This is a genomic window from Nonomuraea pusilla (assembly GCF_900109355.1).
GTDB lineage: Bacteria > Actinomycetota > Actinomycetes > Streptosporangiales > Streptosporangiaceae > Nonomuraea > Nonomuraea pusilla.
Genome location: NZ_FOBF01000019.1, coordinates 150,493 through 177,011 on the forward strand (window position 1 = coordinate 150,493; position 26,519 = coordinate 177,011).

Genomic DNA, 26,519 nt, shown 5'->3' on the forward strand with positions numbered 1-26,519 from the left:
CGGGTGGCTCACCATCAGAACCAGGAGCCGCGGGGAGAAGCGACTTGAGCAGACTCTATGGCGACCCGATAGAGGTGTGGACGAGGGACGGCGATCCGATCCAGTTCGTCTGGCGCGACCGCCTCTACCTCGTGCGTCGCGTGCTCGACCACTGGGTGGTCGCGCGCGAGTGGTGGAAGACCGGCGAGAGCGATCCGGGCGAGCGCCGCTTCTGGCGGGTCGAGGCCGGCCCGGGGCGGGAGGTCGGCTCGTACGAGCTGAGGTTCGACACCGCCGGCGGCGACTGGCTGCTCCTGCGGGGGTGGGACTGATGACCGCGCCGTTCCCGCACCTCAACGTGAGCTCCGCCTACTCGATGCGCTACGGCACCGCCTTCCCGCACGCCCTGGCGCTGCGGGCGGCCGAGCACGGCATGGACATCCTGGCGCTGACCGACCGCGACGGCCTGTACGGCGCGGTCAAGCACGCCCACGCCTGCGCGGCGGCCGGCATCGCGCCGGTGCTCGGCGTGAACCTCGCGCTCGACACCTCGGCCCCCGAGCCGGGCCAGTGGCTGAAGGCGCCGCGCCCGCGCACGGGCCCCGACGCCGAGGACCGCGTCACCGTGCTGGCCCGCGGCGGCGGCTGGGCGCGGCTGTCCCGCCTGGTCACGGCCGCCCACCACGCGGGCGAGCGCGGCGCGCCGAAGGTGACCAGGGACCTGGTCGGGGCGTGGGCGGGCGGCCCCGGCGGCGCCCACGGGTTCGGCGCGGACGACGGCCTGGTCGTGCTGCTCGGCCCCAGGTCCGACGTGGGGCGGGCGGCGGCGCTGCGCCACGACGAGCGGGCCGCGGAGCTGCTCGCCCTGTGGCGGGCGGCCGTGCCCGGCGTCGTCGTCGAGGTGGCCGACCAGTACGGCTTCCGCGACTCGATCACGGCCGTGCGCATGCTCGCGCTGGCGGAGTCGGCCGGGGTGCCCGCGGTGCTGACCAACGCGGTGCGCCACCTCGACCCGGCCGACCACCAGGTCGGCGACGTGCTCGACGCGGCCCGCCAGCTCGTCCCGCTGCACCCGCGCCATCTGGAGGGCTCCACCACCCACGCCTACCTCAAGAGCACCGAGGAGATGCGGCAGGTGGCGGCGAGGATCTGCGGCGGCGACGGGGCCGCGGCGGGCCGCCTGCTGCTCACCACCAGGCGGCTGGCGGAAGCGTGCTCGCTCGACCCGCTGGAGCTGCTGGCGCTGCGCGCCGACCCGCCGAACCTGCATCTGCCGGAGATCGGCGGCGACCCGGTGCCGTTGCTGCGCGGCCGGGTCGAGGACGGCCTGGCCGCGCGCGGCCTGGCCCGCTCGCGCGAGGCCAGGGAGCGCGCCGCGGACGAGCTGCGGATCATCGAGAGGAAGCGGCTGTCCGGGTACTTCGTGGCGGTGGCCGGCATCACCGACATGATCCGCGGCATGGGCGTGCGCTGCGCCATCCGCGGCTCCGGCGCGGGCAGCCTGGTCAACTACCTCATCGGCATCGGCGGGGTGAACCCCCTTGAGCACGGCCTGCTCATGGAGCGCTTCCTCGCGGAGAGCCGCGTCGGGCTGCCCGACATCGACCTCGACGTGGAGTCGGCCCGCAGGCTCGACTGCTACAAGGCCATCTTCGACCGCTACGGCGAGTCCCAGGTGGCGTGCGTGTCGATGATGGAGACCTACCGGGCGCGCAGCGCGATCAGGGACGTCGCAGGGGCCATGGGCCTGCCGCCGCACGAGATCGACGCCATCGCCAAGGCGTTCCCGCACATCAGGGCGCGGCAGATCACCGCGTCGCTGGCCGACCTGCCCGAGCTGCGCGAGAGCCGGCTCGGCGAGGCCGGGCTCGACCGGGTGTTCCGGCTGGCCGAGAAGCTCGACGGGCTGCCCAGGCACATCGCCATGCACCCGTGCGGCGTGCTCGTCGGCAACGCCGGGCTGCGCGACAGGACGCCGGTCGAGCGCAGCATGCTGGAGTTCCCGATGTCGCAGTTCGACAAGGACGACGTCGAGGAGGCCGGGCTGCTCAAGCTCGACGTGCTGGGCGTGCGCATGCAGTCGGCCCTGGCGTACGCGCTGAGCGAGATCAAGCGGGTGGACGACGTCGTCGTGGAGCTCGACACGCAGCGCGGCGACGAGCCGGGCGTCGAGTACGTGCCGCACGACGACCAGGACACCTACGACCTGATCTGCGCGGCCAGGACCATCGGGTGCTTCCAGATCGAGTCGCCGGGCCAGCGCGAGCTGGTCGCCAAGCTGGAGCCGCGCGCGATGCACGACCTGATCGTCGACATCTCCCTGTTCAGGCCGGGCCCGGTCAACTCCGACATGGTCACCCCGTACCTGGAGGCCAGGGGCGGGTGGCGGCGGCCGTACTATCCGCACGAGCGGCTGCGCGACGCGCTGAAGGAGACCCACGGCGTCGTCGTGTTCCACGAGCAGGTGCTCAGGATCATCGCGGTGATGACGGGCAGGGACCTGTCGTTCGCCGAGAGCATGCGCCGCGCGCTCGACACCCCGGAGGGCAGGGACCGCGTCCGCCGCATGTTCGTGCCGCTCGCGCAGGCCAACGGGTTCGGCGACGACGCGGTCGAACGGGCGTGGAAGGTGCTCGACGCGTTCGGCGCGTTCGGGTTCTGCAAGGCGCACGCGGCGGCGTTCGCGCTGCCCACGTACCAGTCGGCCTGGCTCAAGCGGCACCACGCGGCGGCGTTCTTCGCCGGGGTGCTCACGCACGAGCCCGGCATGTACCCTCCGCGCGTCATCATCGACGAGGCCAGGCAGTGCGGCGTGCGGATCCTGCCGCTCGACGTCAACGCCTCGGGCAGGCACTGGCGGGTGGAGCGGCTCGGGCCGCGGGACGAGGACGCCGCCGCGCCGCTGCGCGTCCGGGTGCCGCGCGGGGAGCTCGACGGCGACCCGCTGCGGCTGCGCCGCGACCTCAGGATCGAGGAGATCGGCAAGGGGTACGCGCTGCGGGTGCCGTTCTCGGCGGTCAAGGGGGTCAGCGAGGCCGAGGTGGAGCGCATGGTGGCGGGCCAGCCGTACACGTCGCTCGCCGACTTCTGGGACCGGGCCCGCCCGTCGCGTCCCACGATGGAGCGGATCGTCCAGGTGGGCGGCCTCGACGCGCTGCACGGCCTGCACCCCGGCGGCCCGCGCTGGCGGCCGGGCGAGCTGACCAGGCGCGACCTGGTCGCGCAGGTGGGCGTGCTGGAACGGTCGTCCTCGATCGGCGTCAGGCAGGGGCCGCGCGCGTCGAGGCGCTACACCTCGCCCGCCTGCCCGCCTGAGGAGCCGCAGGGCGCGGTGCAGCTCCCGCTGGGCTTCACCGAGCGCGTCGCCGCCGGCGAGCTGCCCGAGATGACCGAGACGGAGATGGTCGAGGCGGAGCTGGACATCCTCGGCATCGACGTCAGCCGGCACGTCCTCAGCTTCTACGACGACCTGCTCGACGCGCTGGGCGTGGTGCGCTCGAAGGATCTGCTCGCCCAGCGCAACGGCGCCGAGATCCTGGTGGCCGGGGTCAAGGTGGCCACGCAGACGCCGGCCGTGCGCTCGGGTCAGCGCGTCATCTTCACCACCCTGGACGACTCGACGGGCCCGGTGGACCTGACGTTCTTCGAGTCGGTGCAGGGCTGGTGCGCGGCGACGGTGTTCGGCTCCTGGCTCATGGTCGCCAAGGGGGTGGTCAGGCGCACCGGCGTCCGCGCGGTCTCGCTGCGCGCCGTCGACTGCTGGGACCTGGTGGACCTCGACGCGCTGCGGCGCTCCGAGGGCGTCGAGGCGGTCAGGGAGCTCCTGGCCAGGAAGCCGGAGGAGCGCGGAGGGGTCGGCGGGCGCAGGATCGAGTACCCGAACGGCTACCGGCTCTCGCCGTACTCCGACCTGGGGCCGGCAGGGCCGGGGATCTCGTCGCCGCCCCGCCGCCTGTGGCACGCCAGCCCGGGCAGCTCGGGCCCCACCGCGGCCTGAGGAGGGTCAGGTCCGCACGGTCGTCGTGGCCGCCTCCGCCGCCTGGTCCCCGGCGGGCGTCTCGGCGCCCTCGCGGCGCGGCCCCCTCACCAGGGCGGCGCGCTGGACGTGGGTGATCTCGTGGACGGTCGCCGCGCACAGCGCCGCCGCCACGGCCGCGCAGGCCAGCTCCAGCGGCCCGACCCCGGTGAGGTCGCCGGCGGAGGAGTCGAGCGGCAGGCGGATCGTCACCAGCGCCAGCGTGGCCAGCCAGCTCAGCCACCAGCCGGCCAGCGTCAGCCGCCAGCGGCCGAGCCGCTCGCGGGGCGGTTCGGCGGCCCGCCACACGTCGTCCACCAGGATCACCGGGGCGATCAGGTTGACGCCCGGCATCAGCCAGGCGGCGGCGACCGGGCCGGCGAGGGCCGAGCGGTCCCTGACCTGCCTGGCCCGCACCAGCCACGTCGCGTACGCGGCGGCCGCGGCGATCGTGGTGCCCGCCATGACCATCATGAGGACGGCGAACGTCGTCACCGCGCCCACCACGGCCTCCGCCTCGGCGCCCCGGGGGCGGCCGCCGAAGGCGGCGAGCTGGGCGGCGAGGCTGCGGCCGCGGGTGGTCTCGAAGAGCACGAGGGCGCCGAGGGAGAGGATCTGCGCGGCGAGCGTCACGTAGACGGCGGTGGCGGCTCTGGTCGGCGGTGCCTGGGTGTGGCGCACGATGTTCTCCCCCCGGGCCATGCGCTGAGGTTCTGATTCACTTGTATCCCGCCGACCTCGCTGTTAATCAGCTCACGACACCCGATTCCCACGCCCAGGCCGCGATCTCCACCCGGTTCCTGACGCCGAGTTTCGCCTGGATGCTGCCCAGGTGCGTCTTGACCGTCGAGAGCGAGACGAACAGCTCGGCGGCCACCTCCTGGTTGGTGCGGCCGCGGGCGACGAGCCGGACGACGTCCAGCTCGCGGTCGGTCAGCGGGTCGTTCGGCATGGGGGCGGTGCGCCGCGGCCTGGCCAGGTGCTGGAGCAGCCGCACCGTGATCGACGGCGACACCAGCGACTCGCCGCTCGCCGCCGCCCTGACGGCCTCGATGAGCAGGGTGGGCCCGCTGTCCTTGAGCAGGAAGCCGGTGGCTCCCGCGCGCAGCGCGCCGTAGACGTACTCGTCCAGGTCGAAGGTGGTGACGATGACCACGCGCATCGGATGCTCGACGCCGGGGCCGGCGAGGAGCCTGGTCACCTCCAGGCCGTCGAGCTTGGGCATCCTGATGTCGAGCAGGCACACGTCCGGCTTGAGCCGCCTGGCCTCGGAGATCGCCTCGGCGCCGTCCGCGACGGCCGCCACGACCTCCATGTCCGGTTGAGCGTCCAAAATCATCTGAAAGCCGGTACGTACGAGTTGCTGGTCGTCGGCGATGAGCACCCGAATAGTCACGGCGACCACTCTAGGATCGGCCGATCGGCCGAGGCGCAACCGGTCGCGAGGCCGATCCGCCGCACCCCGCCCCCGCGGGAGGCTCGACCCCATGAACGACGTGCTTGTTGGACGGGCCCTGGTCAAACGGTTCGGGCAGACGGTCGCCCTGGGCGGCGTGGACATCGCGATACGCGCCGGCGAGGCCGTGGCCATCATGGGGCCGAGCGGGTCCGGCAAGTCCACCCTGCTCCACTGCCTGGCGGGGATCATGAAGCCGGACGACGGCGAGGTGCACCTGCTCGGCCAGCGCATCGACCGGATGCGCGAGCGGGAGCGCAGCGCCCTGCGCCGCACCCGGTTCGGGTTCGTCTTCCAGTTCGGCCAGCTCCTGCCCGAGCTGCCCGCCGAGGAGAACGTCGCCCTGCCGCTCATGCTCGGCGGCGTCGCCCGGCAGGAGGCCGTGCGGTCGGCCCGCGCCTGGTTCGTCCCGCTCGGCCTGCACGGCATGGAGCAGCGGCGGCCAGGCGAGCTGTCCGGCGGCCAGGCCCAGCGGGTGGCCATCGCCAGGGCGCTGGTCACCAAGCCCGCCGTGGTGTTCGCCGACGAGCCCACCGGCGCGCTCGACCAGCAGACCGGACACGACACGATGCGGCTGCTCGTCGAGGCGACCAAGCACAACGGCGCGTCCCTGATCGTCGTCACCCACGACCCGAACGTGGCCCGCGCGTGCGACCGCATGGTCGAGGTCCGCGACGGGCGGCTGCTGGCGGGCGGTGTCCCGGCGTGAACCTCGACCTGACCTGGCGGCTGCTCAAGGGCGGCGGCCGCAGGGGCCTGCTCGGCACCTGGCTCACCCTGGCCGCGGTCGCCGTGTCCACCGCCCTGCTGCTGTTCGCCGTGGCCGCCAACTTCGCGTTCGCCGCCCGCGCCGACCGGGGCGCCTGGCGCACGCCGGTGCCCGCCGAGGGCAGGCCGGCCGTCGCCGTCGAGGCCGCCCGCTTCGACTTCGTCCGCGACCGGGCGATCACCGTCGTCGACCTGGCCGCGCTCGACCCGGCCGCGCCCGCGCCGCCCGGCATGCCGCGCTTCCCGAAGCCGGGCGAGACGTGGCTCTCCCCGGCGCTCGCCGAGCTGGCGCGGACGCTGCCCGCCGGCGAGCTCGCCGCGCGCTGGCCGCGCCAGGCCGGCGTGCTCGGCGACGCGGCGCTGGTGCACCCGGACGAGCTGGTCGCGGTCGTCGGCCGCGCGCCGGACGACCCCGAGATGACGGCGGCGCGCAGCGAGGACTGGATCGCCGGCAGGCCGCCGACCAAGGTGGCCGACCTGCGCGGCAGGACGTCGGAGGACTCCGAGGCGTACCAGGTGCTGACGCTCATCGCGAGCGTGCTCATGGTGGTGCCGCTCCTGGTGTTCGGCGGGGCGGCGGCCAGGCTCACCGTCGCCAGGCGCGACCAGCGGCTCGCCGCGCTCCGGCTGGTCGGCGCCACGCCTGGGCAGGTGGTCGGCATGACGGTGGCGGAGGCGGTGATCGTCGCCTTCGCGGGGGCGGTGGCGGGCGTCGCCGCGTACGCGCTGGCCCTGCCGCTCCTGGCCCGCATCCCCATGGCGGGCGGCCCCTGGTACGCGGGCGACCTGTGGCCCGGCCTGCTGGTCGTCGCGGGGACGCTGGTCGCGGTGCCGCTGCTGGTGGGGCTGTCGGCGGTCGCCGGGCTGCGCAGGGTCGTGGTCAGCCCGCTCGGCGTGGCCAAGCGCGAGACGCCGCCCGCCCTGCGCTTCGTCCGCGTGCTCGCGCTGCTCGCGGCGCTGGCCGCGGTGCCGGTGCTCGGCATGGGCGTCAGCGCGGGCGTGATCGCGGCGGTGATCGCGCTGGCGTTCCTGTGCGTCAACCTGGTCGGTCCCTGGGTGGTCGCCCTGGTGGGGAGGATCGCGGCGGCCACCGCGAGGCGGCCGGCCCGGCTGCTCGCGGCCCGCAGGCTGATCGACGACCCCCGCTCGGCCTGGCGCACGGTCAGCGGAGTGGCGCTCACCGGGTTCGTCGCGGGCTTCATCGGGCTGCTCAGCCCCGGCGTCTTCTCCGGCGACGAAGGGCCGCCGCAGCTGCGCCTGGCCGTCCCCGCCGGGCAGACGGCCGAGGTGGCGGGACAGGCCCGCGAACGGCTGGAGCGGGCCGGGGTGACGGCGACGGTCGCCGAGTCGAAGAAGACCGTGGTCGCCGCGCTGGGCAGCTCCGCCGACGCGGCCGGCGTCGACAGGGCGCGCACCGCGCTCGCCGGGCTCGTCCCCGGGCACACGGCCTCGACCGAGGCCGACGACCAGCGCTTCGGGACGCAGATCCTGGCCGACGTCCGGGTGGGGACGGTGGTCGTGCTGGCGGTGTCGTTCCTCGTGGCGATCGCCAGCGCGGGCATCACGGCCGCCTCGTCGATCCTGGACCGGCGGCAGACGTACGCGCTGCTGCGGCTGGCCGGGACACCGCTGGAGGTGCTCGACCGGGCCCGCAGGACGGAGACGCTGCTGCCGCTCGCGGTGATGGGCGGCGGGGCGATCGCGGTGGGGATGATCTGCGCGGTGCCGCTCATGATGGGCGCGATGAACGCGACGGGGGCGATCACGCTGCTGGCCTGCGTGGTGCTGGGCTTCGGCGGCGTGGCGGGCGCGGGGGCGCTGAGCCGGCCGCTGCTGCGCTCGGTCACGGCCGACCCCGCGCCGCGCCCCGACTGAGCACACGCGCGCGAGCCGGGCGCGCGGTCCAGGACCGCGCGCCGCTCGGGACCCGGCTCGGGCAAGGGCGGCTCAGTCCAGGACCAGGTCCCTGATCAGCTTGAGCGACGGCTCGTCGCGGGGGCCCATGACGAGCAGGCTGGTGACCGGGCTGCGCCGCCACGGCTCCAACCGCTCCTTGATGCGGCCCGGCGGGCCGACCAGGGAGATGCCGTCGGCCAGCTCGTCCGGGATCGCGTGGAACGCCTCGTCCTTGCGCCCGGCCAGGTAGAGCGCCTGGATGCGCTCGGCGGCCTCCGCGTAGCCCATGCGGCCGACGATGTCGGCGTGGAAGTTGCGGTGCCGGGCGCCCATGCCGCCGATGTAGAGGGTGAGCATCATCTTGACCCCGTCGAGCGCGGCCCTGACGTCGTCGGAGATCACCACCATGACCATCGCGGCCACGTCGAAGCCGTCCGGCGCGCCCGACAGCGCCCCGCCGTACATCTCCTCGATCTTCGAGGGGAAGGTGAACAGCGGCAGCCAGCCCTGGCCGATCTCGGCGGCCAGGGCGACGTTCTTCGGCCCCTCGGCGCCGAGGTAGACCGGGATGTCGGGGCGCAGCGGGTGGGTGATGAGCCTGAGCGGCTTGCCCAGGCCGCCGGGCAGCGGCAGCGGGTAGTGCGGGCCGTCGCTCGTGACCGGCTCCTCACGCCGCCACACCCTGCGCATGATCTCCACGTACTCGCGGGTCCTGGCGAGCGGCGCGGCGAACGGGCGGCCGTACCAGCCCTCGACGACCTGGGGCCCCGAGGCGCCGACGCCGAGCAGCAGCCGGCCGCCGGTGAGGTGGTCGAGGGTCATGGCGGTCATCGCCGTGGTGACGGGCGGTCTGGCGGAGATCTGGGCGACGGAGGTGCCCAGCTTGATCCGCGACGTGCGGGCGCCGTACCAGGCCAGCGGGGTGAAGGCGTCGCTCCCGTACGCCTCCGCCGTCCACACGGAGTCGTAGCCGAGCCGCTCGGCCGCCAGCACGGTCTCCGTGGCGTCGTCGGCATGGCGCTGCCAGTAGCCCAGGTTCAGGCCGAGCTTCATCGTCACCTCCGGAATTAAGTTCTATTAGCGCTGTGTGAGCGCCTGGTGTCAATAAGCCGTCGTACGGGGAAGTGTGACCCTGTGCTCAAGGCTCTCTGTCGTCTCGCGTGCGTCCTGCTGCTGCTGTCGTCGGCGGCCGAGCCGTTGGCGGCCGCCGGGGCGACCCGGCCCAACATCGTGTTCATCCTCACGGACGACCTCGAAACGGGCACGCTGTCACACTTCCCGGTGATCAGCCGTGAGCTGGTGCAGCAGGGCGCGTCCTTCGACCGGTTCTTCGTCACGAACTCCTGGTGCTGTCCGTCGCGGACCTCGATCCTGCGCTCCCAGTACGTCCACAGCCACGGGGTGCTGACCAACACCGCGCCGGAGGGGGGTTTCGACCGCTTCAACACTTTGGGACTGGAACGTTCCACTCTGGGGACCTGGATGAAGGACGCCGGGTACCGCACCGCGCTGATGGGCAAGTTCCTCAACCACTACCCGGGGAACACCGCGCCGGAGACGTACGTGCCGCCCGGCTGGGACGAGTGGGCGGTGCCCGTCCGCGCCCTGTACGAGGAGTACGGCTACCGGCTCAACGAGAACGGCAGGCTCGCCGACTACGGGTGGTCGGCGCAGGACTACCTGTCGGACGTGCTCGCCCGCAAGGCCCGCGACTTCATCACCGGCTCCGACCAGCCGTTCTTCCTGTACATCCCGACCATCGGCCCCCACAACCCGGCCAACCCCGCCGTCAGGCACGCCGGCGCCTTCGCGGGCGTCACCGCGCCCAGGCCCCCGTCGTTCAACCAGCCGGACGTCAGCCGCGAGCCGCTCTGGCTGCGCTCGCTGCCGCCGCTCGACGCGGCCCAGATCGCCGCCGTGGACGATCGCTACCGCACCAGGCTGCGCTCCATGCTCGGCGTGGACGACCTCGTCGGCACCGTCATCGAGACGCTGCGCGCCACCGGCAAGCTCGACAACACCTACCTCTTCTTCGGCTCCGACAACGGCTTCCACCTCGGCACGCACCGCCTCAAGCACGGCAAGACCACGCCGTTCGACGAGGCCATCAGGGTGCCGTTCGTGGCGCGCGGTCCCGGCATCAGCCCGGGCACCACGATCGGCCAGATGGCGTCCACCGTGGACATCGCGCCCACCATCGCGGAGCTCGGCGGCGCCACCGTGCCGACGTTCGCCGAGGGCCGCTCGCTGGTGCCGCTGCTGCGCGGGCAGCAGCCGCAGCCCTGGCGCAGGAACGCCCTCGTCGAGTTCACCCGGCCGCAGGACGCCTCGTCCGCCCGCCAGACCCCGGTGCCGCCCTACCAGGCGTTGCGCACCGAGCGCTACGCCTTCGTCAGGTACGCGACCGGGGAGACGCAGCTCTACGACCTGGCCACGGACCCGTACGAGCTGAACAACCTGGCGGCGACGGCGGACCCGGCGCTGGTGGCGTCGCTGGACCGGCGGCTGCAGGCCATGCGCGCCTGCTCGGGCGCGACCTGCAGGCAGGCCGACACGCTGGAGTGAACCTCGCGCCCGCAGTCCTCAGTGGGCGTCCGGCGGGTAGGCGCGGGCGAGGTGGTCCGTCACGGCGCGTCGCGCCTCCTCCTGGTCGCCGCCGCGGACGGCGGCGAGGATGCGGCGGTGGTCGGCCTGCAGTCCGGACGTGTCGCCCAGGCGGATCACCGCCTCCACCGCGTAGCGCCGCATCGAGTCGCGCAGCGACCGCATGAACGCGGCGATCAGCCGGTTGCCGGACGCCTCCGCCAGCGCGCAGTGGAAGGCGGTGTCGTGCTCCACGAACTCCTCCGGCGTGCGGGCGCCGTCCATGCCGCGCAGCGCCCGCTCCAGCGCCGAGGTGTCGGGGCGGCCCGCGGCGGCGCGGGCGGCCGACCAGCACTCGATCATCAGGCGGGTGTCGATCACCTCGCCCGGCTCCAGCGCGGCCAGCCCCAGGTGCAGCCTGAGCAGGTCGGTCAGGGCGCTGTCCGGCTTCGACACGAGCACGGCGCCCGCGTCGGGCCCCCGGCCGACCTGCGACGACACGACGCCGAGCGTCTCCAGCACGCGCATGGCCTCGCGGACGGACGAGCGGCTGACGCCGAGCTGCTCGGCGAGCGTCCGCTCAGGGGGGAGCCGGTCGCCGGCGGTCAGGCCGTCCTCGGCGATGCGGCGCTCGATCTGCGCGAGCACGTCCTCGAACGTGCGGGTCCGCCGCACCGGGCGCCAGGCGCTCTCGGACAAGCCGTCCTCCTCATGGTGGCCTTCGTGCCATAGGGCGGAGTATGGTCTGACCATACAATGGTCGGACCATACCTTGGAAGGAGAGCCGTGCGGGTCGCCCTGTTCGTCACCTGCGTGAACGACACGCTCTTCCCCGGCACCGGCAAGGCCGTCGTGTCGCTCCTGCGCAGGCTCGGCTGCGAGGTCGACTTCCCCGCCGCGCAGACCTGCTGCGGCCAGATGCACGTCAACACCGGCTACCGCGAGGAGGGGGTCCGGCTCGCCCGCCGCTTCACCGAGGTGTTCGCCGGCTACGACGCCGTGGTGGCGCCCTCGGGCTCGTGCGCCGCGATGGTCAGGGAGCAGTACCCGAAGCTGGTGCGTCCCGGCAGCAGGGGAGCGGCCGCCGTCGCCGAGGTCGCGCCCAAGGTGTACGAGCTGACCGAGTTCCTGCTGGACGTGCTGGGCGTCGAGGACGTCGGCGCCTACTTCCCGCACCGGGTGACCTACCACCCGACCTGCCACTCGCTGCGCGGCCTGCGCCTCGGCGACCGCCCCGCGCGGCTGCTGAGCCGGGTGCGCGGCCTGGAACTGGTGCCGCTGCCAGGGGCCGAGGAGTGCTGCGGCTTCGGCGGCACCTTCGCCGTCAAGAACCCGGCCGTCTCCGCCGCCATGGGCGCGGACAAGGCGCGCGGCGTCCTCGACACCGGGGCCGAGGTGCTCTGCGCGGCCGACAACTCGTGCCTGATGCACATCGGCGGCACGCTGAACCGCCAGCGGTCGGGGGTGCGGATCATGCACCTCGCCGAGATCCTGGCCGCCACGGAGGAGAGCCGATGAGCGCGACATTCCTCGGCATGCCCGGAAATTTCCCTAAAAATGCTGCTGAAGCGGTGCAGAACTCGCAGCTCCGCTTCAACCTCAGGAAGGCCACCCACACCATCCGCGACAAGCGGGCCGCCGTCGTCGGCGAGCTCCCCGACTGGCAGGAACTGCGGGCCGCGGGCAAGGCCATCAAGGACCACACCCTCCGCCACCTCGACCGCTACCTGCTCCAGCTGGAGGAGGCCGTGACGCGGGCGGGCGGCACCGTCCACTGGGCCAGGGACGCCGCCGAGGCCAACCGCATCGTCGCCGACCTGGTCAAGGCCACGGGCGAGACCGAGGTCGTCAAGGTCAAGTCCATGGCGACCCAGGAGATCGGGCTCAACGAGGCGCTGGCGAAGGAGGGCGTCACCGCCTACGAGACCGACCTCGCCGAGCTGATCGTCCAGCTCGGCGACGACTTCCCCAGCCACATCCTGGTCCCGGCCATCCACCGCAACAGGTCCGAGATCCGCGAGATCTTCCTCCGCGAGATGCCCGACGCGCCCGCCGGCCTGTCCGACGACCCGGCCGCCCTGGCCGAGGCCGCCCGGCTCCACCTGCGCGAGCGCTTCCTCAGGAGCAAGGTGGCGATCTCCGGCGCGAACTTCATGATCGCCGAGACCGGCACGCTGGTCGTGCTGGAGTCCGAGGGCAACGGCCGGATGTGCCTGACCCTGCCGCGCACCCTCATCAGCGTCGTCGGCATCGAGAAGCTGCTGCCCACCTGGCGCGACCTGGAGGTGTTCCTGCAGCTCCTGCCGAGGAGCTCCACGGGCGAGCGCATGAACCCGTACACGAGCATGTGGACGGGCTCGGTCGAGGGGCAGGACTTCCACCTCGTCCTGCTGGACAACGGCCGCACCGGGGTGCTCGCCGACGAGGTGGGCCGTCAGGCGCTGCGCTGCATCCGCTGCTCCGCCTGCCTCAACGTCTGCCCCGTGTACGAGCGCGCGGGCGGCCACGCGTACGGCTCCGTCTACCCCGGCCCGATCGGCGCCATCCTGACGCCGCAGCTCAGGGGCATGTCGTCCGACCTCGACGCGTCGCTGCCGTTCGCCTCCAGCCTGTGCGGCGCCTGCTACGACGTCTGCCCGGTCGCCATCGACATCCCCGAGGTGCTCGTGGACCTGCGCGCCAAGGCCCCGCACGGCGCCGCCGAGCGGGCCGGTATGAAGGCCGCGGGCTGGGTGCTGAACTCCGAGCGGCGCCTCGGCGCGGCGCAGCGCCTGGCGTCCAGGATGCGGAGGTTCGTCCCGAAGCGGCGGCTGCCAGGCCCGCTGGCGGCCTGGACCGACACCAGGGACGTGCCCGACATCCCGGAAGAATCATTCAGAGACTGGTGGGAGCGGAATGAGCGCGCGTGAGGAGATCCTGGCCAGGATCAGGACGGCCGTCGCCGGGGCGCGGGACGACGGGCCCGCCGACGCGGGGATCCCGCGCGGCTACCGCGCCGTCCGGCAGGTGGACGACCTCGTGGAGCTGTTCGCCGAACGGGTGCGCGACTACCGCGCGATCGTCCACGTCGTGCCGGAGGACGACCTGACCGCCGCGCTCGCCCGCGTCGCAGGCGGACGCCGTCTGGTGCTGCCCGAAGGGCTGCCCGGCGGCTGGGCGCCCGGCCCCGGGCACGCCGACCCGTACACCGCCGACGGGGTGCTGACCGCCTGCGCCGTCGCCGTCGCCGAGACCGGCACGATCGTCCTCGACCACGGGCCGGGGCAGGGCACCAGGGCCGAGACGCTGGTGCCCGACCACCACGTCTGCGTGGTGCGCGCCGCCCAGATCGTCGGCGGGGTGCCCGAGGCCGTGGCCAGGCTCGACCCGTCGAGGCCGCTCACCTGGATCAGCGGGCCCTCCGCCACCAGCGACATCGAGCTGAACCGCGTCGAGGGCGTCCACGGCCCCAGAACCCTCGAAGTGGTCATCGCCACCTGACCCGCCGGCGGCGGACCTCAGTACCTCAGTACCTGAGCACCGCCGCCACGTCGTCCACCCGGTCGGTGAACCACAGCTCGGCGTCGGTCACGGCCGCCGCCCTGGCCAGCGCCGAGTCCGCGCGCTCCTCCACCGGGTGCTCGACCCCCCAGCTCCGCAGCTCCTCGGCGTCGGCCGCGAGCTGCGTGCCGCCCTCGCCGATCCACACCCGCCGCGGCAGCTCGCCCGGCATGAGCAGCGCGTGCACCCTGCCCTCCCGCAGCGCCCGCGCCACCTCCTGCACACCGGTCGGGCCGAAACCCTCGCCGTACCGGTCCAGCAGCTCGCCGCGCCTGCGGTCCAGCCACTGATCGAGCGCCCGCTCCACGTCCTCCTCGAACTGGCCGTGCTCCGACCTGCTGCCGTGCTCCACCGTCGTCACCCGCTCGGCCGCCTTCTGGCCCAGGTGACGCAGCAGGTAGGAGCGCGACTTCGGCTCGCCCGCCACCAGCACCAGCTCCGCGCCGATCCTGGACGCCTGCTCGTCGACCTCCTCCGCCACCGCGACCGCGTTCTTCTCCCAGGCCTCGTCCACCGCGCGCTCGTAACGCTTCTGGGACCAGCCGCCCTGCGCCGTCTTCTGCAGCGGCCACGCCGACGCCTCGACCGTCGTCCTGCGCGGCGACCCGCCGCCGTACACCGTCACCTCGGCGCCCGCGTGGTCCACGATCACCCGCAGGTGCGGCACGTTCTCGCCGCGGCGCAGCAGCATGGGCGTGACGTGCGGCAGCGGCGACCAGACGGCCAGCTCGTACGGCGCCTCGGCCAGCGTCTCCGCCAGCACCACGTCGCCGTGGGTGGCGAACAGCGCCCGGCCCGGCGCGGGCCGCGTCGCCTCGCGCTCCAGCGCGTCGATCGTCGCGGGGTCGGCCCGTTCCAGCTGGTCGCGCACGCTGTGCCAGTGCGTCTCACGCTCCGGCTCGGTCATCGCCCCCAGGTACACCGACGCGTACGGCCCCCGGCGCTCGTACAGGGGGCGGATGAAGTCGAGCAGCACCGGTCACCACCTCCGAATCTCCACGCCCAGCCCCAGGGCCTCGGCGACCTCCGCGATGTTGACGTAGCGGCGGTCGGGCAGGGAGGCCACCATGTCCATCACCGGGTCGGGCGCGCGGACCTGCTCGGCGTGGCGCGCCAGGTCGTCCTTCGTGGCGGGCCAGTGGGCGTCGCTCAGCCACTTGGCCAGGTCGCTGCGGACGTCCACGCCGTGCTGCGAGATCCCCTCCGGAGTGCCGGGCTCGTGGCCCGGAGGGTAGGAGGCCGACTCCTCGCCGGGCGCGGGCATCGACTCGGGCTCCTTCCACTCCTCCGCGTGGGTGGTGCCCCCGCCGCGGACCATGCCCTCCGTCTCGTGCTTCTGCTGCTCGTCGAGGCGCGGACCGTGCTTGTCGCTCCCACGTTGCTCCATCGTTCGCTCACTCCCCTCCCGTGCGCCCCTACCCGGGCTTTGGTGGGCAAACATCGGCGAGTGTGTACGCTGCGTCCGTGTTTCCAGCAGATGTGAGCATCGTCACGGATCGGCTCCTGTTGCGCCCGTTCGGCCCCGAGGACGAGCCGAGGATCAAGTCCATCGTCCAGTCGGGCGCGACGTTCCTGCCGCCCGGCACCCCCGCGAAGACGTCCGGCGTCGCCCGGTGGCTGGAGGCCGGCGTGCACGAGCTGCGCCGCTCCGGCCAGGGCGTGCACCTGGCCATGACCGACGCCACCCCCGGCGGCGACGGCCGGATCGTCGGCGCGATCAGCCTGTTCAAGACCTCGTGGACGGCGGGCACCACCGAGGTCGGCTACGGCGTCCACCCTCTCTACCGTGGCCGCGGCTTCGCCACGGAGGCGGTGCGGGCCCTCGCCGCCTGGGTGTTCCGCACCACCGAGCTGCGCAGGATCGACCTGACGGCCAACCTCGACAACCTCGCCTCGCTCCACGTCGCGCGGAAGGCGGGCTTCACCTGGGAAGGGGTGCTCAGGTCCGCGGTGCTGGAGCCCGACGGCCCCCACGACCTCGTCGTCTTCGGCCTGCTGCGCGAGGACGACGGCGAGCCCTCCCGCGTCCTGCCGAGAGAGGAGCTGCGCACCCCGCGCCTGCTCCTGCGCGCCTACGCGGAACGGGACGTCCCCGACCTGGTCGCCATGGCGGCCGACCCGCTCATCCAGGCCAACACCGGCGTCCCCCGCGACTACACCGAGGAGCACGCCCACGCCTTCTTCGGCAGGTCCGAGCGCATGCGGATGCGAGGCCACGGCATCGCCTGGGCCGTCGAGGAGCTCGCGAGCGGACGTCTCGCCGCCGACGTGGGCGTCCGAGACCTCGACTGGAACCACGGCACCGCCGAGGTCGGCTACATGGCCGCGCCGTGGGCGCGCGGCAACGGCTACACGGCCGAGGCCGTGGCGGCGGTCGCACGCTGGCTGTTCGAACAGCACGGGCTGCGCCGCCTCCAGCTCCGCGCCGCCGTCACCAACCACGCCTCGCAGCGGGTCGCGGAGAAGGCCGGGTTCGTCCGCGAAGGCGTGGCCCGCTCCTCCCTCGTCGGAGAGGACATGGCGCTCTACAGCCTCGTGCCGTCCGACCTGGCCTGACCGCCAGGGCGGACTCGCCCTCCCACCCCCTGGTGAAACACCCGGCGGGGCGTCAGGCTGGGGGAGAGGGCGGTGAGCGCGATGATCACGGTGGTCGGATGGGACGGTTCCGAGCTGTCGGCCAGGGCGGTGGACAGGCTCGCCGCCGCGGGCCTCGTCGTGGGCCCCGACCGCGTGCTCAGGGAGCTGCGCCTGGCCGTGCCCACCCTGCCCACCGCGCCCGCCGCGCCGGACTCGGCGCTCCTCGACGCCCTCGACGGCCACCTCGAACGCGGCGAGGCCCCGGCCGTCGTGCTCGCCGAGGGCGACCCCGGGTTCTTCGGCTGCGTCCGCGCGCTGCGCGGCCACGGGCTCGAACCCGAGGTGATCCCCGCCACGTCCCTCGTCGCCCGCGCCTTCGCCCGCGCCGGGCTCGGCTGGGAGGACGCCCTCGTCGTCGCGCCGTCCGGCCCCGCCTAGCTCCGCCGCGCCGTCAACGCCTGCAGGGCGCACCCCAAGGTGGCGGTCGTCGTCGCCCCCGGCGTCGGGCCCGGGGAGCTCGCCAGGGAGCTCGCGCCCACCACGCCCCGCTCCCTGCTCGTCTTCGAGGCGCTCGGCGGCCCCGGCGAACGCCTGACCCACAGCCGCATGGGCGAGGCCACGACGCGGCCGTGGAAGGACCCCGACGTCGTCCTCGTCCTCGACCCGCGCCACCGGCCCCTCGAACGCCCCTGGGTCGCGGGCGCCCAGCCGGGGCCCGCCGAGTGGGCGCTGCCTTCGCCGACCGGCCTGCCCGCCGAGGTCCGTGCGTTCGTCCTGGCCAAGCTCGGCCCGCGACTCGGCGACCTGGTGTGGGACGTCGGCGCGGGCTCCGGCGAGATCGCCGTCGAGTGCGCGCTGCACGGCGCCGCCGTCTTCGCCGTCGAACGCGACGCAGGCGCCTGCGCCTCGCTCCGCTCCCGCGTCCTCGCCCACGGCGTCAAGGTGGCGCTCACCAGGGGACTGGCGCCCCCCGCGCTCGAACCGCTGCCCGACCCCGACGCCGTCCACGTCGGAGGCGGCGGACCCGACGTCGTCATGGCCTGCGCCGCCCGCCGCCCCCGCGCCCTCGTCTGCGCCCTCAGGAAGGTCGAGCAGGTCACCGCCGTGCTCGACCGCCTGCGCGAGCACGGCTACCGCGGCGAGGCCGTCCAGATCCTCGCCTCCCGGCTCGTGCCCGCCCCGGACGGATCGCGTACGCTGGCTCCGGCCGACCCCGTGTTCGTCGTGCACGCGACACCCCTGCCCCCGGGGTGACCTGTCCCCCGACATCGGTTATCCTCGCGTGTCCTTGTCTACGCCCCGGAGATTCCCTCAATGAAGCCGCCGCTCCTGCTGATCGGGCAGGGCTCCAACGATGACGCCTACTCCGCGGAGTTCGGCAGGTTCGTCCACAGGCTGCGCTGCCGCCTCGACCAGACGGCGGTCTCGGGCGGCTACCTCCAGCACGCCACGCCCCTGCTCGGCGAGAGCGTCGCCTCCCTGGTCGCGCGGGGCCACCACCGCCTGGTGGCGCTGCCCATGAGCCTCGGCAGGGCCGAGCGCGACGTCGCCGCCGCCATGGCGCTGGAGCAGCAGCGCCACCCCACCCTCATGTACGACGGCACCCGCCCGCTCGGAGCCGACCCCCGCCTGCTCGCGCTGCTCGCCGACCGCCTCACCGAGGCCGCCGCCGACATCTCCAGGCCGCGCCCGCTGGAGCTCGTCGGCGCCAGGCCGCGGCTGCGCGCCGTCGAGTCCGCGCCCGCCGACGAGTTCCCCTCCCACGTCGAACCGGGCGAGACCGCCGTCGTCCTCGTCGGCGAAGGCTCCACCGACCCCGACGCCAACGCCGAGATCCACCGCGTGTCGCGGCTGTTCTGGGAGACGCACGCCTACGACTACATGACCGTCGAGACCGCGTTCGTCTCGGTCACCCCGCCGGGCGTCCCCGGCGGCCTCGAACGCTGCCGCCGCCTCGGCGCCAGGCGCGTGATCGTGGTGCCGTACCTGCTGTTCGCGGGCGGCCTGCTGGAACGCGTGTGGGCGCAGGCCCTCGCCTACGGCGCGGGCCACCCCGAGCTCGACATCCGCTGCGCCGAGGCCATCGGCGACTGCGAGGCCCTCGCCGACGTCGTGATCGAGCGGTACGAGGAAGCGCTGCAGCTCGTCCCGTGAATCCCCCTGCCAAGGAGGTCGCCCGTGCCCACCGAGACGCCCGCCGGGGCTTCTGACGACAGGCCCGCGGGGGCGCTGGCGGAGACGCTCGCCGCGATCCGTCCCGCCGACCCGCGCGCCCTCGCCGAGGCCCGCGCCCACCAGGACCGCCTCACCAAGCCACGCGGCTCCCTCGGCGCCCTGGAGGACGTCGCGGTACGCCTCGCCGGCGCCGCCGCGGCCTGCCCGCCGCCGATGCCCGAGCCCGCCGCGCTGGCCATCTTCGCCGCCGACCACGGCGTCCACGCCCGGGGCGTCACGCCGTGGCCGCAGGAGGTCACCGTCCAGATGGTGGCCAACTTCCTGGCGGGCGGTGCCGTCGCCAACGCCTTCGCCGCCCAGGCGGGGGCGTCCGTGACCGTGGTGGACGTCGGCGTCGCCGCCGACCTGCCCGACGCGCCCGGCCTGCGCAGGCACAAGGTCGCGTACGGCACCGCCGACCTGTCACGCGGACCGGCCATGACGCGCGAGCAGGCCGTCGCCGCGCTCGAGGCGGGCATCGCCGTGGCCCGCGACCTCGTCGCCGCGGGCGCCCGCTGCCTGATCACCGGCGACATGGGCATCGCCAACACCACCGCCTCGGCCGCGCTGATCTGCGCGTTCACCGGGGCCGACCCGGCGACGGCCACCGGCAGGGGCACCGGCGTCGACGACGAGACCCACGCCCGCAAGGTGGAGGTCGTCCGCGAGGCCCTGCGGGTCAACGACCTGCCCGCGGACGTCGCGCGGGACGCCGCGCCGGCGGGCGGCGTCGCGTGGTCCGGCGTGCGGCAGGAGGCGGCGCTGCGCGTGCTCGCCGCCGTGGGCGGCCTGGAGCACGCCGCGATCGCCGGCTTCGTCCTGGGCGGCGCCGCGGCCCGCGTCCCGGTGATCCTCGACGGCGTCATCGCGGGCGCCGCCGCCCTCGCCGCCGCCGCGCTCCACCCCGCCGCGATCGACCACTGCGTGGCCGGGCACCGCTCGGCCGAGCCCGGCCACGCCGCCGCGCTCGCCCACCTCGGCCTGCGCCCCCTCGTGGACCTGGAGCTGCGCCTCGGCGAGGGCACCGGCGGCCTGCTCGCGCACCCCCTGGTGTGCGCCGCCGTACGCGTCATGCACGAGGTCGCGACGTTCGACTCGGCAGGGGTGACCGAGAAGCCCGTGTGATGGGATGGACGCGGCGAGGCCGACCCGCTGGAGGTGAGAGGTGTCCCGTTACGGCCCGATGTTCGGCCCCGACTTCACGTTCCTCGGCGTCGGGCGCTGCGACCTCGGTGACCCGGCGACGTTCGAGGGCGCCGACGTCGTCATCGTCGGCGCGCCGTTCGACGGCGGCACCTCCAACCGCCCCGGCGCCCGGTTCGGCCCCATGGCGCTGCGCCAGGCCTGCTACCTGCCGCACGACGGCTCCAGGCCCAGCCTCGCCCTGCGCGTGGACGCGCTGCGCGACCTGCGCGTCCTCGACGCGGGCGACGTCGAGTGCTACTCCGGCGACGTCGAGGGCTCCCTGGCCGCCATCGAGGACGCCGTCCACAGCATCGCCGCCTCCGGCGCCGTCCCCGTCGTGCTCGGCGGCGACCACACGGTCGCCCTGCCCGACGCGCGCGGCACGGCCCGCGCCCACCCGCCCGGCCGCACGTCCATGATCCACTTCGACGCCCACGCCGACACCGGGGACATCTCGTTCGGCCACCTGTACGGCCACGGCCAGCCCATGCGGCGGCTCATCGAGTCAGGGGCGATCAGGGGCGACAGGTTCCTCCAGCTCGGGCTGCGCGGCTACTGGCCGGGGCCCGAGACGCTCGCCTGGATGGCGGAGCAGGGCATGCGCTCGTACGAGATGACCGAGATCACCGCCAGGGGTCTCGACGCCTGCCTGACCGAGGCGTCCGGCATCGCTCTCGACGAGTGCGACCAGGTCTTCCTGTCCGTCGACATCGACGTGTGCGACCCCGGCCACGCCCCCGGCACCGGCACGCCGGAACCCGGCGGCCTGACCGCGAGGCAGCTCCTCGACGCCGTCCGCAGGATCTGCTACGAACTGCCCGTCGCCGGCATGGAGGTGGTCGAGGTGGCGCCGCCGTACGACCACGCCGACATCACCGCGTTCCTCGGGAACCGCGTTATCCTTGAGGCGCTTTCAGCGATGGCCAGACGCCGCGGGGACGATCAGGGCGGGCCCCGCTGGGACCCGACGCAACCCCTCCTCGACGGCCGCTGACCCATGCGCAGCGAACGTCGCCATCGGAGCCGGTAGGTTTACCTCCTACACAACCTTCGCGAACGGGAGATTCCCCTCATGGGCCCCTACCTCCTCGGCCTGCGGCTCTCGGGCCGCCGGGTCCTCGTCGTGGGCGGCGGGCGTGTCGCCCAGCGGCGCGTGCCCGCGCTGCTCGAGGCCGGAGCGGAGATCACCGTCGTCTCGCCGTCCGTCACCCCGGCGCTCGACGACCTGATCGCCACGGGCAGGGTCACCTGGCACGCCCGCCCGTACGAGGTGGGCGACTGCGACGGGGCCTGGCTCGTCCACGCCTGCACCGACGACAGGCAGGTCAACACCGCCGTCGCCGCCGAGGCGGAGGCCAAGCGCATCTGGTGCGTACGCGCCGACGACAAGGACGCCTCAGCCGCCTGGACCCCCGCCTCCGGGCGCGTCGACGAGATCAGCGTCGCCGTCACCGCGGGCGGCGACCCGCGCAGGGCCGCCGGCATCAGGGACGCCGTGGTCGGCGCGCTGCGCGACGGCACCGTCGACGCCCGCCGCAACCGCACCAAGCCCGTCGGCGTCGCCCTCGTCGGCGGCGGCCCCGGCGACCCCGGCCTCATCACCGTGCGCGGACGCCAGCTCCTCGCCCAGGCCGACGTCGTCGTCGCCGACCGGCTCGCCCCCCGGGGGCTGCTCGACGAGCTCGCCCCCGACGTCGAGCTCATCGACGCCGCCAAGGTCCCGTACGGGCGCGCCCTGGCCCAGGACACCATCAACGAACTGCTCGTCGAGCGCGCCAGGCAGGGCAAGTTCGTCGTCAGGCTCAAGGGCGGCGACCCGTTCGTGTTCGGGCGGGGCGGCGAGGAGATGCTCGCCTGCGCCCGCGCCGGCATCCCCGTCCTGGTGGTGCCCGGCATCACCAGCGCCGTCGCCGTGCCCGCCGCGGCCGGGGTGCCCGTCACCCACCGGGGCGTCAGCCAGGAGTTCCACGTCATCTCCGTGCACGTCGCCCCCGACGACCCCCAGTCCACCGTCGACTGGCCCGGCCTGGCCCGCTCCAACGGCACCCTGGTGCTGCTCATGGCCGTCGAACGCCTCGCCAAGGTGGCCGACGCCCTCCTCCGCGACGGACGTTCTCCGGAGACTCCCGTAATGGTGGTGCAGGACGGTACTCTTCCGACCCAACGGGCGGTCACCGCTTCGCTGTCCACCGTGGCCGACCGCGTGTCCGCGGCTGGGATCCGGCCGCCTGCGATCGTCATCGTCGGCGACGTCGTGAACGTCGGCCAGGAGGTCGAGATGGTTCGAGCGGAGCGCCTGCCGTGAACACGGCCATGGACGACGGGCGGCACGAGTCCCTGGGGGAGCAGACGCTGAGCATCCCCCGGCTGACCGACGAAACCCTCGCCGCCCCCCACCCCCCGTCCCCGACACACCCCGACAAGCCGCACGCCGAGACCGCAGACGCGGAGGCGACGCCCACAGAGGCCGCGGACAACGCGGACGACACGGACGACGCGGACGACACGGAGACATCGGCGCAGGCCGCGCGAGACCGGGGGACGTCGTCGGAGCCTTCGGCGGCGGTGCGTGCCGAAGCTTCCGGCGAGCTGTCAGGAGCGGCGCCCGCCGAGGCTGCTGAGGAGGCGTCCGCCGACCCGGACGACGAGCCGCAGGAGGAGCCCTCCGCCAAGACCGACGCGCCAGGCGAGCCGGACGAGGCCGAGCTCCCGCCGTCCGACAAGGCCGAGGAGCGCTCCTCCGACAAGGCCGAGGAGCGCTCCTCTGGCAAGGCCGAGGCGGCCGGGAGGCCGTCGACCGGCGAGGCCAAGGGGGCGTCCGCCGGTGAGGCCGAGGAGGAGTTGCCCGCCGAGGCCGCCGAGGAGCTGATGGCGGCGCTCGGTGCGCTGAGGGAGAGCGTCGCCGACGTGCGGTTCGGCCTGGACCTGCCGGGCGCGGAGGAGGCGAGGCAAACCCGCACCGAACTGCTCGCCCAGCTTGAGGACTACGTCCTGCCCAGGGTCAGGACGCGAGCCGCGCCCGCGCTCATCGTCGTCGCGGGCTCCACCGGCGCGGGCAAGTCCACGCTGGTCAACTCCCTGGCGGAGAAGAACATCTCGCGTACCGGCGTGCGCCGCCCCACCACGGGCACCCCCGTGCTGGCCTGCCACCCCGGCGACCGCGCCTGGTTCGTCGAGGGCGACCTGCTGCGCGGCCTCCGGCGGCTCGACCGGCCGTCCCCCGACGCCGGCATGAGCAGTCTCGTCGTCGTCACCACCGAGAAGCTGCCGCAGGGCGTCGCCCTGCTCGACACCCCCGACATCGACTCGGTCGTCGAGGAGCACCACGAGGTCGCCCACCGCATGCTCGACGCGGCCGACCTGTGGATCTTCGTCACCACCGCCGCCCGCTACGCCGACGCCCCCGCCTGGAACCTGCTCCGCCTGGCCAAGGAGCGCGGTGCCCGGCTGGCGATCGTCCTGTCGCGGGTGCAGCCGAGGTCGCGCGAGGTGGTGCTGAAGCACTTCGTCCGCATGCTCACTGAGTACGGCCTGGGCGAGATCGACCGGTTCGTCATCAACGAGTCGAAGGTCGTCGACGGCAGGCTGCCCGACAGCGAGGTCACCGACCTGCGAATGTGGCTGGCCGAGCTCTCCGTGGACGAGGCGCGCCGCGCGCAGGCCGTCAAGGAGACCCTGACGGGCGTGCTCAACAGCTTCCGCACCCGCGTGCCCGCGCTCGCCAAGCACCTGGAGACGCAGGTCGCGTTCAGGTCCGAGCTGCGCGCCGACGTCGAGACGGCCTACCGCGGCGCGCTCGCCGACGTCGACAGGGCGTTCAGGAGCGGGTCGCTGCTGCACGGCGAGGTTCTGGCCCGCTGGCAGGACTTCACCGGATCCGGCGAGCTCATGCGCTCCTTCCAGCTCCGCAGACGGGGCAAGGCGGCCAGGCAGGCCCCCGAACGCCTGGGGTCGTTCAGGACGGCCCTCCGCTCGGGGGTGGAGTCGGTGATCGTGGCCGCCGCCACCCGCGCCGCCGAGGAGGTCGTCGGCCGCTGGCGGCGGCGCGCCGAACTCGGCGCCACGCTCGCCGAGGGCCTCGACCGCCCGTCCGACGACTTCCTGCGCCAGGCCGGCCGCGCCATCGCGGCCTGGCAGGACCACGTGGGCGAGCTGGTGAGCACCGAGGGCGTGGCCAAGCGCTCGGTGTCCAAGCTCGTCTCCTTCGACCCGGAATCGTTGTCCCTGATCTTCATGGTGGCCATGTTCAGCGGCGGCCACGCCGAGGGCGTGCCCCACCGGCTGGTCAACGCGCTGCTCGGCGCGGAGTCGCTGCGCGGCATCGGCGCCAAGGCGCTCAGCGACCTGCGCGCGAGGATCGGCATGCTGTTCGACGAGGAATCCATGCGTTACGTGAAAGCGCTCGACTCCGCGGGCGTCCCCGACGAGTCCATCGCCACCCGCCTCTACCAGGCGACGTACAACCTCGAGGTCGTCCGATGACGGCGCCGATGACCACGCCCACGGCGGCAGCGGCGCCGCCCGCCAGGCCCGGGCTCGCGCCGCGGCTGAGCGCGCTCACCAGGATCGTGGAGCTCGGCCCCGGCCGGCTCGACAACAAGCTGCTGACCGAGGCCGGCACGCTGCTGCAGCGCGCGGGCGACCGGCTCAAGCTGTCGTCCGAGCACACCGTGGTCGCGCTCGCGGGCGGCACCGGCAGCGGCAAGTCGTCGCTCTTCAACGCCGTCTCAGGGCTGGAGCTGTCGCCGACCGGCGTCCGCCGTCCCACCACCGGCCGCACCCACGCCTGCGTCTGGGGGCTCGACGGCGCGGCGCCGCTGCTCGACTGGCTGAAGGTCGAGGGACGTCACCGCTTCTCCCGGGCCAGCGCGCTCGACAAGGGCGACGGCCAGCTCCACGGCCTCATCCTGCTCGACCTGCCCGACCACGACTCCATCAGGGCGCTCACCGACACCGAGGCCGACCGGCTCATCGGCCAGGCCGACCTGGTCGTGTGGGTGCTCGACCCGCAGAAGTACGCCGACGCCTCCACCCACCGCCGCTACGTCACCGAGCTGGCCGGGCACGAGGCGGTCACCGTGTTCGCGCTCAACCAGGCCGACCGGCTCACCGCCGAGGAACTGGCCGAGCTCGTCATCGACCTCAACGACCTGCTGCGCCGCGAAGGCGTCGAGCATCCCACCGTGGTCCCGACGTCGGCGATCACCGGGCGCGGCATCGAAAGCCTCAAGAGCGTCATCGCGGGCGCGGTGTCGCGGCGGCGGGCCGCCATCCAGAAGCTCGACGCCGACCTGCACCGGCTCGAACAGCGCGTCGCCAAGGCGATGCCGGTCGGCGACGCGCTGAACGCGCCGTCCACCGTGGACGAGGCGCGCAGGATGGGCCTGACCGACGCGCTCTGCGACGCCGTCGGCGTGCCCGCCGTGGGCGAGGCCATGGAGAACGTGTACGCCGAACGCTCGAACCAGTGGGTCGGCTGGCCGTACCCGCGCTGGATCGCCAAACTGCGTCCCGACCCGCTCAAGACCCTGCGCCTCGACGACGTCGGCGACGAGATCCGCGGCATCTCCACGACGACGGTGAGCGCCCAGTCCGCCGAGGTGGCCAACGCGGTGCAGTCGCTCGCAGACGGCCTGTCCACCGGGATGCACCCCGTGTGGCGCACGGCGGTGCACCAGGCGGCGCGGTCCCGCATGAGCCAGCTGCCCAAGGCGCTCACCGACGAGCTGTCCGACCTCGCGCCCCGGCTCGACCACGTGCCCGGCTGGTGGCGGCTGCTCAAGATCTGGCAGTACGTCCTGGTGGCGGCGTTCGTGGCGGGTCTGGCGTGGCTCGCGGTCGGGGTCTTCATGCCCGGCCAGGTCCCCGACGCGCTGCGGGTGCTCGGCGACACCGCGGCACTGCCCTGGGTGGGGCTCATGCTGGTCGCCGTGCTGGGGCTCGGCGCGCTGTCGGGCATCGCGTCGCGCAACTTCGTGGAGCTGGGGGCGTCCAAGGAGCGGGAGCGGCTGGAACGCGAGATGCGCCGCCGGGTGGCGTCCGTGGCCGGGACGATGGTGGTCGAACCCGTGGAACGCGAACTGGCCCGCCACCACGGCTTCTACACGGCCCTCCGCGACCTGTCCCCCTGACCCACCCGCCGCCGTCGACCCGGAAGCCACGCCAATCCGCTGCGCGGGCCTGTACGGGGACGTCGGGTCGCCGTCCGGGCCTGTGCACGGCGTCGGGTCGCCGTCCGGGCTTGTGCGCGGCGTCGGGTCGCCGTCCGGGGTTGTGTGCGGCGTCGGGTCGCCGTCCGGGGTTGTG

23 protein-coding genes are annotated in these 26,519 nt (G+C 74.0%); 17 read left to right on the forward strand and 6 right to left on the reverse strand.

The window, feature by feature from the left end:
• Positions 1-44 precede the first annotated feature (44 nt).
• Entirely contained in the window at positions 45-311 is a 267-nt protein-coding gene (locus BMX74_RS32055; protein ID WP_055510217.1) for a DUF6504 family protein, read from the forward strand.
• A complete protein-coding gene (locus BMX74_RS32060) occupies positions 311-3,976 on the forward strand; it encodes a DNA polymerase III subunit alpha (protein WP_091104341.1) in 3,666 nt (1,221 codons plus the stop codon). Before BMX74_RS32055 ends, BMX74_RS32060 begins: the two co-directional genes overlap by 1 nt.
• Positions 3,977-3,982: 6 nt before the next feature.
• On the opposite strand, the gene BMX74_RS32065 is transcribed toward BMX74_RS32060, so the two are convergent.
• Together BMX74_RS32065 and BMX74_RS32070 are read right to left on the reverse strand one after the other, a co-directional pair.
• A complete protein-coding gene (locus BMX74_RS32065) occupies positions 3,983-4,696 on the reverse strand; it encodes a DUF4328 domain-containing protein (protein WP_082535696.1) in 714 nt (237 codons plus the stop codon).
• Positions 4,697-4,742: 46 nt separating this feature from the next.
• Complete coding sequence (locus tag BMX74_RS32070) at positions 4,743-5,390, reverse strand: response regulator (protein ID WP_055510478.1); 648 nt, start codon at positions 5,388-5,390, stop codon at positions 4,743-4,745.
• A gap of 91 nt (positions 5,391-5,481) precedes the next feature.
• Here BMX74_RS32070 and BMX74_RS32075 point away from each other — a divergent pair, with 91 nt between their 5' ends.
• Both BMX74_RS32075 and BMX74_RS32080 read left to right on the forward strand, forming a co-directional pair.
• Positions 5,482-6,159 (forward strand): ABC transporter ATP-binding protein, encoded by a 678-nt coding sequence (locus BMX74_RS32075; protein WP_091104342.1) that lies wholly within the window; start codon positions 5,482-5,484, stop codon positions 6,157-6,159.
• Positions 6,156-8,093 carry an FtsX-like permease family protein gene (locus tag BMX74_RS32080; protein WP_055510223.1) on the forward strand — a complete coding sequence of 646 codons (1,938 nt, stop codon included), beginning with the start codon at positions 6,156-6,158 and terminating at the stop codon, positions 8,091-8,093. The genes BMX74_RS32075 and BMX74_RS32080 overlap by 4 nt, the downstream gene beginning before the upstream one ends.
• A 72-nt stretch (positions 8,094-8,165) precedes the next feature.
• On the opposite strand, the gene BMX74_RS32085 is transcribed toward BMX74_RS32080, so the two are convergent.
• Complete coding sequence (locus tag BMX74_RS32085; protein WP_055510225.1) at positions 8,166-9,167, reverse strand: LLM class F420-dependent oxidoreductase; 1,002 nt, start codon at positions 9,165-9,167, stop codon at positions 8,166-8,168.
• Positions 9,168-9,248: 81 nt separating this feature from the next.
• Between BMX74_RS32085 and BMX74_RS32090 the strand changes: the two genes are divergently transcribed.
• Positions 9,249-10,679: a sulfatase family protein gene (locus tag BMX74_RS32090; protein ID WP_236715179.1), complete on the forward strand. Its 1,431-nt coding sequence runs from the start codon at positions 9,249-9,251 to the stop codon at positions 10,677-10,679.
• A gap of 18 nt (positions 10,680-10,697) precedes the next feature.
• Here BMX74_RS32090 and BMX74_RS32095 read toward each other — a convergent pair whose 3' ends face one another.
• Entirely contained in the window at positions 10,698-11,396 is a 699-nt protein-coding gene (locus tag BMX74_RS32095) for a FadR/GntR family transcriptional regulator (RefSeq protein WP_055510229.1), read from the reverse strand.
• Positions 11,397-11,483: 87 nt separating this feature from the next.
• Here BMX74_RS32095 and BMX74_RS32100 point away from each other — a divergent pair, with 87 nt between their 5' ends.
• From BMX74_RS32100 to BMX74_RS32110, 3 genes are read left to right on the forward strand one after another with little or no spacing between them, the layout of a single operon-like run.
• Positions 11,484-12,215, forward strand: a complete 732-nt coding sequence (locus tag BMX74_RS32100; protein ID WP_091104344.1) for a (Fe-S)-binding protein — start codon at positions 11,484-11,486, stop codon at positions 12,213-12,215.
• Positions 12,212-13,606, forward strand: coding sequence for a lactate utilization protein B (locus tag BMX74_RS32105; RefSeq protein ID WP_091104346.1), 1,395 nt, complete (start codon positions 12,212-12,214; stop codon positions 13,604-13,606). The genes BMX74_RS32100 and BMX74_RS32105 overlap by 4 nt, the downstream gene beginning before the upstream one ends.
• Positions 13,593-14,177, forward strand: coding sequence for a LutC/YkgG family protein (locus BMX74_RS32110; RefSeq protein ID WP_091104348.1), 585 nt, complete (start codon positions 13,593-13,595; stop codon positions 14,175-14,177). Before BMX74_RS32105 ends, BMX74_RS32110 begins: the two co-directional genes overlap by 14 nt.
• Before the next feature lie 25 nt (positions 14,178-14,202).
• Here BMX74_RS32110 and BMX74_RS32115 read toward each other — a convergent pair whose 3' ends face one another.
• Together BMX74_RS32115 and BMX74_RS32120 are read right to left on the reverse strand one after the other, a co-directional pair.
• The gene (locus BMX74_RS32115; protein ID WP_055510237.1) at positions 14,203-15,213 is read right to left on the reverse strand and encodes a baeRF2 domain-containing protein; all 1,011 of its coding nucleotides are present in this window, start codon (positions 15,211-15,213) and stop codon (positions 14,203-14,205) included.
• A 3-nt stretch (positions 15,214-15,216) separates the two neighbouring features.
• Positions 15,217-15,624: a DUF2795 domain-containing protein gene (locus BMX74_RS32120; protein ID WP_055510239.1), complete on the reverse strand. Its 408-nt coding sequence runs from the start codon at positions 15,622-15,624 to the stop codon at positions 15,217-15,219.
• Positions 15,625-15,701: 77 nt separating this feature from the next.
• Here BMX74_RS32120 and BMX74_RS32125 point away from each other — a divergent pair, with 77 nt between their 5' ends.
• From BMX74_RS32125 to BMX74_RS32160, 9 genes are all read left to right on the forward strand, one after another.
• Positions 15,702-16,793 (forward strand): GNAT family N-acetyltransferase, encoded by a 1,092-nt coding sequence (locus tag BMX74_RS32125; protein ID WP_176573600.1) that lies wholly within the window; start codon positions 15,702-15,704, stop codon positions 16,791-16,793.
• Positions 16,794-16,874: 81 nt separating this feature from the next.
• Entirely contained in the window at positions 16,875-17,252 is a 378-nt protein-coding gene (locus BMX74_RS45125; protein WP_256257392.1) for an SAM-dependent methyltransferase, read from the forward strand.
• A 39-nt stretch (positions 17,253-17,291) separates the two neighbouring features.
• The gene (locus tag BMX74_RS32130; protein WP_218154116.1) at positions 17,292-18,068 is read left to right on the forward strand and encodes a bifunctional cobalt-precorrin-7 (C(5))-methyltransferase/cobalt-precorrin-6B (C(15))-methyltransferase; all 777 of its coding nucleotides are present in this window, start codon (positions 17,292-17,294) and stop codon (positions 18,066-18,068) included.
• 60 nt (positions 18,069-18,128) lie between these two features.
• A complete protein-coding gene (locus BMX74_RS32135; RefSeq protein ID WP_055510243.1) occupies positions 18,129-18,968 on the forward strand; it encodes a sirohydrochlorin chelatase in 840 nt (279 codons plus the stop codon).
• A 24-nt stretch (positions 18,969-18,992) separates the two neighbouring features.
• Positions 18,993-20,153: a nicotinate-nucleotide--dimethylbenzimidazole phosphoribosyltransferase gene (gene cobT / locus BMX74_RS32140; RefSeq protein WP_236715180.1), complete on the forward strand. Its 1,161-nt coding sequence runs from the start codon at positions 18,993-18,995 to the stop codon at positions 20,151-20,153.
• Between the two features lie 40 nt (positions 20,154-20,193).
• Complete coding sequence (gene speB / locus BMX74_RS32145) at positions 20,194-21,207, forward strand: agmatinase (protein ID WP_055510244.1); 1,014 nt, start codon at positions 20,194-20,196, stop codon at positions 21,205-21,207.
• Between the two features lie 78 nt (positions 21,208-21,285).
• Complete coding sequence (cobA, locus tag BMX74_RS32150) at positions 21,286-22,518, forward strand: uroporphyrinogen-III C-methyltransferase (RefSeq protein ID WP_091104349.1); 1,233 nt, start codon at positions 21,286-21,288, stop codon at positions 22,516-22,518.
• Positions 22,515-24,695, forward strand: a complete 2,181-nt coding sequence (locus BMX74_RS32155; protein WP_256257388.1) for a GTPase — start codon at positions 22,515-22,517, stop codon at positions 24,693-24,695. Before cobA ends, BMX74_RS32155 begins: the two co-directional genes overlap by 4 nt.
• Entirely contained in the window at positions 24,692-26,344 is a 1,653-nt protein-coding gene (locus BMX74_RS32160) for a GTP-binding protein (RefSeq protein WP_236715182.1), read from the forward strand. Before BMX74_RS32155 ends, BMX74_RS32160 begins: the two co-directional genes overlap by 4 nt.
• The last annotated feature ends 175 nt before the right edge of the window (positions 26,345-26,519 follow it).